The sequence below is a fragment of the Marinococcus sp. LNHM4E3-1 genome (assembly GCF_056034405.1).
Genome location: NZ_JBQLID010000012.1, coordinates 1 through 13127, shown reverse-complemented (window position 1 = coordinate 13127; position 13127 = coordinate 1). Strand labels below are relative to the sequence as shown.

Below are 13127 nucleotides of genomic sequence, written 5' to 3'. Positions count from 1 at the left end.
CGCTCCAGACCTCTCGTTATAATATAGTATGTCGCTCATAAACCTATGGGCACATGCTTATCCTTCACATGGGGACGTTACGGCTTCGACAGGGATAGGTTGAGCTTTAGCTGCGAGCCGAGAGGCAGCTCGTAAAAATGCCACGCCAATAATAACTGGCAAAAACAACGAAAACCTCGCAGTAGCAGCGTAACAACTGCTTTTTGCGGATCCCGCATTCCATCGCCCGCGTGGAATGATTTGGGGTCTCACTCTTAGTGGGCTACGCAGTTCGCCCTCCGTCTGAGGGCGGCTGAAGAGACTAATCAGACTAGCCGTACGGAAGCCTGTTGCTAGGCTGACGTACTGGTGAATGATAATATAGCGACTACGCTCGTAGATGCTAAAGTGGCAATATCTCTGGACGTGGGTTCGAATCCCACCGTCTCCACCATACATACTGGAGACAACAGGTGCTTACGGCTTTCCAGCCGTGGGCACCTTTTTTCGTTCGCGGCGCAGAGAAAAACGGCGCCGGCTTTCCGCCGGGGGAAGTTTTGCATTGACACAACATTTGAATAATGGTTAAAATGTTGCATAAGGGAAAGAATCGTGAAGCCAATCAGATTACAAAGGGGGCAGCGTATGGAACCAAATGTCATTTATGCATTTTTGTTAACACTTGGAGCCGGGCTTGCCACAGGAATCGGAAGTATACTGGCTTTTTTCACTTCTACGACAAATACCCGGTTTTTGGCTTTTTCGCTCGGTTTTTCCGGAGGTGTGATGATTTATGTCTCCATGGTGGAGATATTTTTTAAGGCACAGGAGTCGCTGGTCGGGGCGCTCGGAGAAGTCGGAGGCCAGTGGGTTACCGTCGGGGGATTTTTTGGAGGGATGATTTTTATTGCCGCCATTGACCGGCTCGTCCCCCAAAAAGGAAATCCGCATGAAGTAAAGCGGGTGGAAGATATGCATATGTCAAAGGAAGAGCTTGAACGCCAGGGCCTTATGAAAATGGGGACCTTCACAGCTCTTGCTATTGCTATACATAACTTTCCTGAAGGTATCGCTACGTTTACCTCTGCTCTGAATGACCCGGGCCTTGGACTTGCGATCGCTCTTGCGATCGCGATACACAATATTCCTGAAGGGGTAGCTGTTTCGGTACCGATTTATTTTGCGACCGGAAGCAAACGCAAAGCATTCCGACTTTCATTTTTATCAGGATTATCAGAGCCGGCTGGTGCTATTCTGGCTTTTCTTCTGCTCATGCCGTTTTTGACCGATACGCTGTTTGGAATCATTTTCGCTGCTGTGGCTGGCATTATGGTATTCATTTCTCTGGATGAACTGCTGCCGGCGGCAAAAAAATATGATGAAACCCACGTATCGATTTACGGGGTAGTGAGTGGTATGGCCGTAATGGCCTTGAGTCTGCTGCTGTTTATTTAAGTGTATGAAAGCAAGAGGCCGCGACCGGCCTCTGTTTTTTTGATTGACACCCAATTTTTCTTTTTGTATATTATTACTTGCCGTAAACGTTCGCTAGTGTAGCTCAGCTGGTAGAGCAGTTGCCTCGTAAGCATCAGGTCGCAGGTTCAAGTCCTGTCACTAGCACCATTCATATCATTACAGCGCCCATACAGATGGGTGCTTTTTTGTTTTAAACCGGTCTAAAAAGAGAAAAGACCAATGAGGAAATATTTTGGCCTCTTTTTGATGAAAAGATGGGCAATAAGAAAAGAAAATGATACGTTGATATAAGATAAAGTCGAAAGGGAGGGGTAGTTTGAGATCCCCGGTGCTGTTTACGTTTAATATAATATTTTTAGTTTTGGCTGCGGCGACTGCCGGTTTTTTCCTGTGGCTTGGCGGATCTACATTTTACGTTATCGTCGCAGCAATTGGCATGCTGAGTGCTCTGCTTGGAGCGTACCAGACGGGCAGAAAAAAGCCAGGCTATAAAAAGAAATCAAAAGAAAAATCAGGAGGAAAGTCATGAACACAAATGCAGCTGTAAAATTCTTTTATTGGTTCGAAGGGTTTATTGTGGTGCTAAGTCTGATTCTCGGCGTTTTCTTCGTCATTTCCGGAGAATGGATGTGGAGCATCGTCATGGTCATTATTGCGATGTCCTGTATTGTTACGCTAGTAATGATATCAAAAGCGTTAAAAAAGCAGCAGTGGTGAAGCTGGAATAAAGAATAGTAGGAGGCAGACCGTTATGCCGACGTTTGCAAGAACAGCATTAATTGTAGGGGGTGTGGCTTCAATAGGAATACTGGCGATTGTGCTTTTCTATTGGACCCGTCTTCCCTACATTGTGCCCCAGTTTTTCGACGCCACCGGAGACCCGAACGAATATGCTGCAAAGTATTATTTATTTGTTCCGCCGCTGGCGTTGATCGCTATCTGGATCGGGGCGTATTTTTCTCTCCGCTACCCGGGATGGTTCCGTCTGCCGGTGCGAATGAATGAGCATCAAATAGAAGTGTTTAAGCGGGAGGGACAGATTCTCATTTCTGTGCTCCTCGTAGAGCTGTCGCTCGGATTTGTCTATGTTCAGTGGCAGACCGTCCGTACGGCCCTGAATGAAAGCGAGGGACTCGGGTGGTTTTTTCCTTCATTTTTCCTTATTTGTTTAATTGGAACCGCTGTTTATTTCACATGGAGAACAATCACTTTGTGGGGTAAAGCTTCGAACCAACGTTCTTCATCATAATAGACTGCCATCCGGCAGCGTATCGAGGGATGCCTAATGGAACAAGCACGTATACTGATTGTTGAAGATGAAGAAAAAATTGCGCGGGTGCTTGAGCTTGAACTCACCTACGAAAATTATTATGTTCAGAAAGCTTCTGACGGTCTTGAGGGGTTTGCCATGTACCAGGCGGAGCCGTGGGATTTAATTATTCTTGATATTATGCTTCCGGGCATCAGCGGTATTGAACTGCTGCGCCGGATACGAAGCCAGAACACAAAAACAGCGGTTCTGCTTGTTACTGCTAAAGATTCTGTGGAGGATAAAGTTTCCGGACTCGACCTCGGGGCCAACGATTACATTACAAAGCCGTTCCAAATTGAAGAACTTCTCGCCCGTGTCCGTTCCTCGCTCCGCTTTCAGGCAGAAGCAGCTTTGAAAGCCGAAGCAGAGCAGTGGCTCTCTGTGGGCGAAGTGCGGCTGAATGAGTCGGCCAGGGAAGTGTATGCCGGCGGGGAACCGATAGAGCTGACGCGCAGAGAGTTTGACCTGCTTTCCTATCTGTTGAAAAACAAAAAGCAGGTGCTGTCCCGGGACCAGATTTTAGAGCAGGTGTGGGGCTTTGATTATTTCGGGGAAACGAACGTGGTGGACGTATACATTCGTTATCTGCGCAACAAAATTGATAAACCATTTGGGACCGCGCATATCCAGACTGTGCGCGGCGTTGGCTACGTGGTGAAGGACTTCTCATGAAGCTTGGAAATAAAATTCATTTATATACATCGGTGCTCGTATTTGTGCTCGTCGTTCTTTTAGTGCTTGCTATTTACTTTTCCTTTTCCCGCATGATGATCGGAAGTGAGGTGGAACAGACTGTAGAAGAAGGAAGACAGACAGCCTCCACGTTTAATGAATCCGCGGATAATTTTTCGGTCGAACAGCTGCTCCGGGCGTATACCCCAACGGAAGGGATGGCCAGAATTGTACTGCAGGATGAGTCGGAGGCAGCGACGGTAACTTCCCCGGAAGAGGGAAGCTTAACGGGGGAGCCCGTTCAATATTATTCCGAAGAATATGAACGGGTGGTGGAACATAACGGGGAGCGGTACGCATTCGTTTCGGTGCCGGTCATATGGACAGATGGACAGGTGGCAAACATTCAGATTACCGACAGCCTCCGCCAGACAGAAGAAAATCTGGCGGTGCTCCGGATAATATTAATAGTCGCTACTATTGCGGCTGTCATCCCGGTCTTTCTCTCGGCACGCTTATTGAGCACGGTAATCCTCCGTCCAATCGCAGCGCTGTCAGCTACTATGCGTGATATCCAGACAAGCGGCAGATTCAAGCGGATTTCCACGTCGTCGAAGTCCAGGGATGAAATCGAGCAGCTGGGGGAGACGTTTAATGAAATGATTGAGCGTCTCGAAGAAAATTATCATAAACAGGAGCAGTTTGTATCCAACGCGTCGCATGAGTTAAAAACGCCGCTGACTGTGATTGAATCATACGCCAGCCTGCTGCAGAGAAGAGGAGCCTCACGTCCCGAAATCATTGAAGAATCGGTGGAAGCCATTCATTCCGAAGCGGTGAGGATGAGGGAGCTGACCCAGCAGCTTCTGCTGCTTGCCCGTCAGAATGAAAAAGAAAACCTCCATATTACCGAAGTGGACCTGGAGACGGTGGCGGCAGATGCTGTGGAAAACTACCGCAGCAGCTACCACCGGGAGATCGAATTAACCGGGGAGCCGGCAATCGTTCAGACTGATCCCGACAAAGTGAAGCAGCTGTTGTATATCCTGCTTGATAATGCCCGGAAATACAGCAGTGATGTCATTGATGTAAAAATCGAAACGACAGATACAGAACCGGTCATCGCTGTGATTGACCGGGGCATCGGTATTCCGGAAAAGGATATTGAACGAGTTTTCGAACGCTTTTACCGGGTGGATGAGTCGAGAACACGGGCAAGCGGGGGCTACGGGCTCGGTTTGTCGCTTGCCAGAGATATTACTGAAGCTCTCGGCGCACGCATCACAATTGAAAGCACGCACGGCCAGGGAACGGCGGTCCGCTTAATTTTTCCTATAACCAGTGAATGACTCTCCCTTTCTCATCAATTTCTCAGAATGAACGGATACAATAATAGCAACAGGGAGAGGGGGGCCTGCGGTGAAAAATGTTATCTTTCTGTTTGTGCTGGTGGCTGGTATCATAGTGGCCACTTTTGGGGCCTGGCGGTTTTCGCCGTATTTTACCCCGGAAATGTCGCCGGAGGAAATTGAACAGGCTGTTCAGGGACAGTATCAGGGTGACATCACTAGCGTGGAAAAACAAAACGGCACCTATGAGGTGATGACAGAGCTTGACCGAGGGACGTACCAGCTGCAGGTGGATGCTGAAGACGGAGCGGTTACAGGCGTCACACGGGTAGCGGGTAACAGTACTGGTGATACAGAAGCTCTAACAGAAGAAGAAGCGCGCACCCGGGCAGAAGAAGAGACTGACTTTTCTATTGAAGAAATCAGCCGGGAAACATGGGAAGGAACCGCCGTGTACGTAGTGGAGTTTGCCGAAGACGAAGCGTTGGAAGAAATGACTATCGATGCGCGGTCAGGAGATATTTTAGAAGAAAAAGCACAGGAAGAGCGTGAAGAAAGACGCCAGACAGTGCTTAGTGAACAGGAAGCCGCAGCTGTGGCGCAGGAGGAAGTGAACGGGGAAGTGGACGACGTTGATTTCGAAACGTCGGATGCTGGGGAGCCGTTTTACTACGTGGAGCTTGAACAAAATGATGACGACGAAGCTACGGTTCAGGTACACGGCATCACCGGAGAAATACTGTCAGTCACCTGGGATGATTAAACGGCAAAAGCTGCCTGGATGATTCCAGGTGGCTTTTTTTGTCTTTTTACTTGTTATGAGCCGTCCATGTATTTCTCATCAATTTCTCATTTTCTTGTAGGGATATTCTCATGTCGGGCCTCTATAGTAAAGGTGTAACAACAAATAAAGGGGGAAATGACCATGAAAGGGAAAGTACTTGCAGGCAGTCTCGCGGGGGTCACGGCGCTTGGTGCAGTTATTGGTGCAGGAGCTTACACGACCATGAATAGTGGCGTGGAAGCAGAAACCTCTTCAAACAAATCTTCAGAAGAAACAGCCGGAGAAAGTAACGAAAACAACAGCAGCTCTGGTGAGGAAAAAATTACTGCCGATGAAGCTGTACTGATTGCTGAGGAAGAAACGGGCGGTCAGGCGGTTGAGCTGGAACTGGATATGGAAGATCAGAAATACGATGTGGAGCTCGAAGGCGAACAAGAATACGATGTTGAAGTAGGAGCGTTCTCCGGCAATGTGACTGAAAAAGAAACCGATGATGATAAAGATAATGAAGAACCGCTGATCCAGGACGGGGACAGCGTCAGTTTAGAAGATATTGTGGCTTCGGGGATGGGCGAAGTTTCCGGAGAGCTGAATGAATGGGAGCTGGACCGTGAAGAGAACGGATACGACCTTTCGGTGGAAACGAACGAACAGGAAGGCGATTTCTTCATAAATGATGCAGACGGTACGATCGCTTCCAGAGATATTGAAGATGACGATGATGATGATAACAACGACGATGACGATAACGACAATTAAAGACTAACACCAACAGATGAACGGGGTCCGAAAGGAGTCTTCCAGGAATGGCACTACTGAGGGAAAAGGTGCTGCATTCACAGCTGCACCGGGCAAAAAGCATCTTATGGAACGAATGGCACCAGGAAAAACGGCCGGGATTCTGCCCTGGACTCAGAATAGGAGAGAGCGCACCGGCATTCTCACTGCCCAGCATGGACGGGGAAAATGTTACGTTAAACCAGCTGCTCCTCCAGGGTCCGGTAGTGCTTCTCTTCTGTTTTGGCGGCTGGATACATGCAGAAACAGAACGGCTGCGAAGCTATCAGGAGGCTTCCCCGCTGCTTCGGCAGATGGGAGCCCAGATCGTAGTAGCTGCCAGCGGGCAGGTATCCGCCCTTCAGAGAGAGCTGCAGCACATGTCTTTTACAGGAAAGGTGCTTGCAGACACAAATGCTGTGGCAGCCTCCTGGTATAATGCGTGCATCTCCTGCCGGGATCACCTGCTTCAGGACGTCCCGGAGGTTAAAGCGGCCCTGCGCCATGCCGGATATCATTCGTACTGCCCTGCAGACGTAACGTATGTGATCGATCAGGACGGCACCGTGGCAGTTTCTGTCTGGGAAGCCGCCCGGCCGGACCCCTACTGGATCGTCAACGAGCTAATTCAATTAAAAGAAAGATAAAACCCCGCCTGAAAAGGTGATGAAATATGGAGAAGCAGCCGGCGTAAGCGCGGGCTGCTTTTGTTTGAAATAATGCGTGATAAATTTTTCTGTACACTGAAAGTATCAAGAATTTACCGAAAATTATCCCGCTGTAAATAGAGAGCTGGACTAAATGCATGTCTGTATGTAGTAGTACAGACACTGGAAGTTTTTATAAACGACTAGATATAGAAGCAGGTCTTACTTACTGAAATTTTTTCTGTCAGAAAATGTGCACAATTTTAAGGGTAGAATCGAGGAGTATAAGGAAGTATGGCAGAGATTTTAATTGTCAAGAGGATGAAACGAAAAATATCTATATCATGTATGTTGAAAAAGAAGATTACACCATATATAGTAGTGGTATAAGAATGATGTACACATGTTCGTACATTTTAGAAAGTAAGGAGGGGATTCGATGATACCGATCATTTTTGATTCTATGACGGGCAACGTGAAGCGTTTTGCGGAAAAAATCCCGTTTGACCGGGTGTACAGTCTGAATGAAGCGGAACAAATCGATGAACCGTTTATCCTTATCACCTATACGAAGGGATTTGGAAATATCCCGGAATCCACCGAAGCATTTCTCGAAGAACATGCAGAGCAGCTTCTTGCTGTAGCATCGAGTGGAAACAAAGTATGGGGAGACAATTTCGCCAAAAGCGCCAATCAGATTGCAGTGAACTACAACGTTCCCATACTCCATAAATTCGAACTGAGCGGAACAAAAAACGATGTGTCCATTTTCGCAGAGGAGGCGATGAAAGTTGCAACAAACACAAACCACCGACTGGATCCAGTTAAACAATGAGATTATGTTCCAAAAGGACGGGTCCTTTCAATTTGAAAAAGACAAAGAAGCCGTTTATCAATACTTTATTCAATACGTCAATCAGCACACTGTTTTCTTTCACGATCTGAAAGAAAAGCTCGACTACCTGCTCGAAAATGACTTTTATGAAAAAGAATTCCTCGAGGCGTATTCATTTGAAGAAATTGAGCGCGTCTACAACCTGTGCTATGAAAAGAAATTCCGTTTTCCGTCATTCATGAGCGCGTTTAAATTTTACAATGATTATGCGCTGAAAACCAATGATCAGAAAATGATCCTTGAGCGCTTTGAAGACCGGGTGGCTGTTGTGGCCCTTTATTTCGGCAATGGAAACGCAGAAAAAGCTGAGCAGTTTGCAGAAATGATGATGAGCCAGGATTATCAGCCGAGCACCCCGACGTTCCTGAATGCCGGCAGAAAACGGCGCGGAGAATTAGTCAGCTGCTTCCTGCTGGAAGTAAACGACTCTTTAAATGATATCTCCCGGGCTGTCGATATCTCCATGCAGCTGTCCAAGGTAGGCGGCGGTGTGTCACTGAACTTATCGAAGCTCCGGGCAAAGGGCGAAGCCATTAAGGATGTGGAAAACGCGACAAAAGGTGTCGTCGGCGTAATGAAGCTGCTCGACAATGCTTTTCGTTATGCAGATCAGATGGGGCAGCGCCAGGGCTCCGGCGCGGCATATTTAAATATTTTTCACCGGGATATTCACGACTTCCTGGATTCAAAGAAAATTTCGGCCGATGAAGACGTGCGTGTTAAAACATTATCAATCGGAGTCGTGATTCCGGATAAATTCGTTGAGCTCGCCCGCCAGGATAAAGATATGTATCTGTTCTATCCGCACACAGTGTACCGGGCGTACGGTGAACATCTTGATGAAATGGATATGAGCGAAATGTACGACAAGCTCGTCGAGGACGACCGCGTGAAAAAAGACAAGGTCAATGCCCGCCGCATGCTTGAAAAGCTGGCGATTCTCCGGTCCGAATCCGGATACCCTTACCTGATGTTTCAGGATAACGTCAACCGGGCGCACGCGCTGAATAACGTGTCCAAAGTAAAATTCTCCAACCTTTGCTCTGAAGTCCTCCAGGCGTCTGAGGTATCAAGCTATACGGATTACGGCGAGGAAGATGAAGTCGGCCTAGATATTTCCTGCAACCTTGGTTCGTTGAACATTGCCAATGTTATGAAGCACAAAACGATCAAGGATACAGTGAAGCTCGCCACTGATTCTCTGACCCACGTAGCGACGCATACCAATATTACGAATGCTCCGGCTGTACGCCGCGGCAACCAGATGATGAAATCGATTGGCCTCGGTGCGATGAACCTGCACGGCTTTCTGGCACAGAACCATATCGCCTACGAAAGTGAGGAAGCAAGGGAATTCGCTGATTTCTTCTTTATGGCTGTGAACTTCTATTCCATTCAGCGTTCGATGGAGCTTGCAAAAGAAACAGGAGAGACGTTCTACGGCTTCGAAGGATCCAGTTATGCTGACGGCTCCTACTTTGACAAGTATTTGAACCGTTCTTACCTCCCGTCCTCTGCTAAAATTGCGGACCTGTTTGAAGGCATGGCCCTGCCGGATGCTGAAGACTGGGAAGAGCTGATGAAGCAGGTGCAGACGCACGGATTGTTCCACAGCTACCGCCTGGCAATCGCACCAACCGGCTCCATTTCCTACGTACAGTCGGCTACTGCTTCTGTTATGCCGATTATGGAGCGGATTGAAGAACGGACGTACGGCAACTCGAAAACGTATTACCCGATGCCGGGCCTTGCGCCGGATAATTGGTTCTACTACAAAGCGGCATATGACATGGATATGTTCAACGTTGTGGATATGATCGCAGCTATCCAGGAGCACATCGATCAGGGCATCAGCTTCACTCTCTTTGTGCGTGACACCATCACCACGAGAGACCTGAACCGAATTGATCTCTATGCCCACCATAAAGGTATCAAGACGATTTACTATGCGCGGACAAAAGACACAGGACAGGACGACTGCCTCTCCTGCGTCGTGTAAAGAAAGGAGCATCACCCCATGAATCAAATATTTGACGCAGCCGACTGGTCAAAACAAGACGACGACTTTACGCAGATGTTTTACAGCCAGAACGTAAAACAGTTCTGGCTTCCAGAGGAAATATCACTAAACGGGGATCTGCTCACGTGGAAATATTTATCCGATGAAGAAAAAGACACGTATATGAAAGTACTCGCCGGTTTGACCCTGCTCGATACAGAGCAGGGAAATGTCGGCATGCCAAAGGTTGCTGAGCAGGTGGAAGGCCACCAGCGCAAAGCGGTATTAAACTTTATGGCAATGATGGAAAACGCGGTGCACGCAAAATCCTATTCGAACATTTTCATGACACTTGCTTCTACAGAAGTAATCAATGAGCTGTTTGAATGGGTGAAGGAAAATCCGCACCTGCAGAAAAAAGCTACCCGTATTGTCGAGCAGTACAATAAAATCGAAGACGGGGACGAAATTTCCCTGTACAAAGCGATGGTAGCTTCTGTTTATCTTGAAAGCTTTCTGTTCTACAGTGGTTTCTATTATCCGCTTTATTTCTACGGCCAGGGCAAGCTCATGCAGAGCGGGGAAATCATTAACCTGATTATCCGTGACGAAGCGATCCACGGGGTATACGTTGGTCTTCTGGCACAGGAAATTTACAAGCGCCAGACACCGGAAAAGCAGGAAGAGCTGCGGGAATTTGCCCACGACCTCCTCATGGAGCTGTATGAAAATGAACTGCTTTACACCGAACAGTTGTATGATCCGGTAGGACTGACCTCTGATGTGAAAAAGTTCCTTCGGTACAATGCGAACAAAGCATTGATGAACTTAGGCCTGGATGCGTATTTTGAAGAGGAAGAAATTAACCCGATTGTATTAAACGGCATGGATACAAAAACAAAATCCCATGATTTCTTCTCGATGAAAGGAAACGGCTACAAAAAAGCAACAGTGGAGCCGGTCCGGGACGAAGATTTCATTTTCGACTAACAAAAAAGCCGGGCCTGCGCCTGGCTTTTTTAATGTGTATATAAAAAATTTCCGCTATAATTATAATAAAGTACAGATGAACATCACAAAGAGGTGAAAAGTATGGGTAAAATGGATGAAATGATTGTAGTAGCACCAAGAGAGCAGGTATTTGCACGCGAAGCGCGGGCATTTCACGGGGTGCAGGACGAGCAGGATCAAATTCAGGAAATTATTGGAACGATTGCGGATACATATACGGAAAAAAGGCGGGGAGACGCCGAAGAAGACCCTTCCTGGAAACAGCCGATTCCCTATGTAGTCATTCGAAGGGGAGAACAATTATTCGCATACGAACGGCTTGCAGGCGGAGGAGAAGGAAGGCTGCATAATAAACTGTCCCTCGGGTTTGGAGGGCATATGAATGCTGAATCCGGTGTTTCGACATTTCAGGAGCTGCTGCACACAAATGCTGACCGTGAGCTGGAAGAAGAACTTCATATTTCTTCTCTGGAAGGAGCGGAAATGCAGGCGCTTGGATTGATTAATGATGACGATAACGCCGTCGGTGAAGTGCATCTCGGCATTCTATATACTTTTATTCTTCCGGAGCACGTGGACGTACAGGTCAAAGAAACGGAGCAGATCCGCGGCTTCTGGACAAGCGTGGATGAACTGTCCCAGCCGGATACATATGAGCGGCTTGAGACATGGTCCCAATTTGTTGTAGATATCCTGGATAAATAACAAGAAGCTGTTTCCGGCAAAGGAAACAGCTTCTTGTTTATCTATCCTTTAACTGCTGCAGGGCATCGAGGCCTATCGTCACTGCTTCACTCATGGATTCGCCGCCGCCAAAAGCTGCCGCTACACCCATATACTCTTTGATTTCATCCTCAGAACATCCATGATGGAGACACTGGTCCATATGGTAAACAATGCATGTAGTATCACCCTGATGAACGCCAATAGCAAGAGCTGTCAAATGCTTCTGAGCGGTCGAAACTTCTCCGCCTTCAAAAGCACTCGACGTAAAGCGGTTGTAATTTTTTGCGATTTCCTGATAGGATTCACTGAATTGCTCTATGCCGCGGCGGTATTCGCTTAATATTTCTTTGGCATCAATAACTGCCATAATGTTCACTCCTTTTTAGTATGCTGAAGGGAACATTCCCGCTTCTGGCAATTTCAAACAAAGCACGGCATGGGCTGCCCAGAAAAATTAAAAACTGCCGGAATCCCGGCAGTTTTTCTTTAGTAATATTTGGAGAAAAAGTCGCTTACCTGACCCGGGGTTTTAGCATCTGCGCTATGCAAATGGCCTATTTTTTCCCCGTTCTGGAATACAAGAATACTCGGTATGCCCATTACTTCCTGTTCGCTTGTAATGTCTGGCAGCTGTTCGGTGTCAATTTTATGAAATGGCACGCTGTCAAAACGGTTCAGTACATCGTCTATAAACATATCGAGTCTCCGGCAGTCCGGACACCAGCCTGCTGAAAATTCTACTGCTACCGGTGTTTCTGTTTGTATTGTTTCCTCAAAAGAATTTTTAGATTCAATGCGGTTATTCGTAGTCATTATTTATTCGCTCCTTTCATGCTGTTCTCTATTGTAACAAAGGCATAAAAATGTGCAAAAAAACGAGAAGAATAATGTTTCGACTGGAAATCCCTGTTAGAATAAACATATACATAATCAGCAGCATATTCATTTTTTTCGGGAGGAGGGGGACTGCAATGCGGCTTTTCAACAGGATGGCAGCGTGCGCAGCGGCAGGCATGCTGCTGCTTGCATCGGCCTGTGGGAATGAGGCAGAGGGAGCAGAACAATGGATCACGGAGCTTGAAAGCAACGGACTTTCTATGCAGGAGACAGAAGAAAGCCCTGCGGCCCCGGTATCCATGGATCATGAAAGCGAAATGTGGGAGGAAGACAGCACGAATACAAAAGTAGCGGTTTATGAGTTCGATTCCCGGGATGCGGCTGTACAGGCAGAGGAGCAGTTCCAACAGGAAGTGACTGAAAACGGAGGATGGGAAAATGTTTCCTACCGGACGGCTGTTTCAGGATCCATGTTTTTATACGCCTACAATGAAGATTCCTATGCTTTTTCAGCATTCATGGACAAAGTAACACTCCCGTCCTAACAAGAATATGAAACGCCGGTTCTGCCTTTCAGGCAGGCCGGCTCAGACTGTCGACAATGACTCTAATTTTAGAGTTTGTCGGCAGTTTTTTTGTGCTATGATAAAAAGAAATAGCCTG

At 47.3% G+C, this 13127-nt stretch carries 16 protein-coding genes, 1 tRNA gene and 1 other RNA gene; 16 read left to right on the top strand and 2 right to left on the bottom strand.

Annotated elements, in window-relative coordinates; genetic code table 11:
* Positions 1-70 precede the first annotated feature (70 nt).
* The 15 genes from ssrA to ACTRXI_RS12535 all read left to right on the top strand — a co-directional run bounded on the left by ssrA (position 71) and on the right by ACTRXI_RS12535 (position 11606).
* Positions 71-433, top strand: a transfer-messenger RNA (tmRNA) gene (gene ssrA / locus ACTRXI_RS12605).
* Between the two features lie 191 nt (positions 434-624).
* Complete coding sequence (zupT, locus tag ACTRXI_RS12600) at positions 625-1434, top strand: zinc transporter ZupT (protein ID WP_091616308.1); 810 nt, start codon at positions 625-627, stop codon at positions 1432-1434.
* A gap of 92 nt (positions 1435-1526) precedes the next feature.
* Positions 1527-1602 (top strand) — tRNA-Thr (locus ACTRXI_RS12595).
* Positions 1603-1771: 169 nt separating this feature from the next.
* Positions 1772-1984, top strand: a complete 213-nt coding sequence (locus tag ACTRXI_RS12590; protein ID WP_474263029.1) for a hypothetical protein — start codon at positions 1772-1774, stop codon at positions 1982-1984.
* Entirely contained in the window at positions 1981-2172 is a 192-nt protein-coding gene (locus ACTRXI_RS12585) for a hypothetical protein (protein ID WP_322526369.1), read from the top strand. Before ACTRXI_RS12590 ends, ACTRXI_RS12585 begins: the two co-directional genes overlap by 4 nt.
* Before the next feature lie 34 nt (positions 2173-2206).
* Complete coding sequence (locus tag ACTRXI_RS12580) at positions 2207-2704, top strand: DUF1648 domain-containing protein (protein ID WP_474263027.1); 498 nt, start codon at positions 2207-2209, stop codon at positions 2702-2704.
* Positions 2705-2740: 36 nt separating this feature from the next.
* Complete coding sequence (locus ACTRXI_RS12575) at positions 2741-3439, top strand: response regulator transcription factor (RefSeq protein ID WP_474263025.1); 699 nt, start codon at positions 2741-2743, stop codon at positions 3437-3439.
* Positions 3436-4788, top strand: coding sequence for a sensor histidine kinase (locus tag ACTRXI_RS12570; protein WP_474263022.1), 1353 nt, complete (start codon positions 3436-3438; stop codon positions 4786-4788). The genes ACTRXI_RS12575 and ACTRXI_RS12570 overlap by 4 nt, the downstream gene beginning before the upstream one ends.
* Positions 4789-4858: 70 nt before the next feature.
* The gene (locus ACTRXI_RS12565; RefSeq protein WP_474263020.1) at positions 4859-5551 is read left to right on the top strand and encodes a PepSY domain-containing protein; all 693 of its coding nucleotides are present in this window, start codon (positions 4859-4861) and stop codon (positions 5549-5551) included.
* 162 nt (positions 5552-5713) lie between these two features.
* On the top strand, positions 5714-6331 hold the full coding sequence (locus ACTRXI_RS12560) for a PepSY domain-containing protein (RefSeq protein ID WP_474263018.1): 618 nt from the start codon (positions 5714-5716) through the stop codon (positions 6329-6331).
* Between the two features lie 47 nt (positions 6332-6378).
* On the top strand, positions 6379-6996 hold the full coding sequence (locus tag ACTRXI_RS12555) for a redoxin domain-containing protein (RefSeq protein WP_474263016.1): 618 nt from the start codon (positions 6379-6381) through the stop codon (positions 6994-6996).
* Between the two features lie 439 nt (positions 6997-7435).
* On the top strand, positions 7436-7831 hold the full coding sequence (nrdI, locus tag ACTRXI_RS12550; protein ID WP_322526362.1) for a class Ib ribonucleoside-diphosphate reductase assembly flavoprotein NrdI: 396 nt from the start codon (positions 7436-7438) through the stop codon (positions 7829-7831).
* A gap of 4 nt (positions 7832-7835) precedes the next feature.
* On the top strand, positions 7836-9890 hold the full coding sequence (gene nrdE, locus ACTRXI_RS12545; protein WP_474263168.1) for a class 1b ribonucleoside-diphosphate reductase subunit alpha: 2055 nt from the start codon (positions 7836-7838) through the stop codon (positions 9888-9890).
* A gap of 18 nt (positions 9891-9908) precedes the next feature.
* Positions 9909-10880, top strand: coding sequence for a class 1b ribonucleoside-diphosphate reductase subunit beta (gene nrdF / locus ACTRXI_RS12540; protein ID WP_474263014.1), 972 nt, complete (start codon positions 9909-9911; stop codon positions 10878-10880).
* A gap of 102 nt (positions 10881-10982) precedes the next feature.
* Positions 10983-11606 (top strand): hypothetical protein, encoded by a 624-nt coding sequence (locus ACTRXI_RS12535; protein ID WP_474263011.1) that lies wholly within the window; start codon positions 10983-10985, stop codon positions 11604-11606.
* Positions 11607-11643: 37 nt separating this feature from the next.
* Here the strand turns inward: ACTRXI_RS12535 and ACTRXI_RS12530 are convergent, their stop codons facing one another.
* Entirely contained in the window at positions 11644-11994 is a 351-nt protein-coding gene (locus tag ACTRXI_RS12530; protein ID WP_474263009.1) for a carboxymuconolactone decarboxylase family protein, read from the bottom strand.
* 119 nt (positions 11995-12113) lie between these two features.
* The gene (locus ACTRXI_RS12525; RefSeq protein ID WP_322526358.1) at positions 12114-12440 is read right to left on the bottom strand and encodes a thioredoxin family protein; all 327 of its coding nucleotides are present in this window, start codon (positions 12438-12440) and stop codon (positions 12114-12116) included.
* Positions 12441-12598: 158 nt separating this feature from the next.
* Here ACTRXI_RS12525 and ACTRXI_RS12520 point away from each other — a divergent pair, with 158 nt between their 5' ends.
* A complete protein-coding gene (locus ACTRXI_RS12520; protein WP_474263006.1) occupies positions 12599-13009 on the top strand; it encodes a hypothetical protein in 411 nt (136 codons plus the stop codon).
* Positions 13010-13127 lie beyond the last annotated feature (118 nt).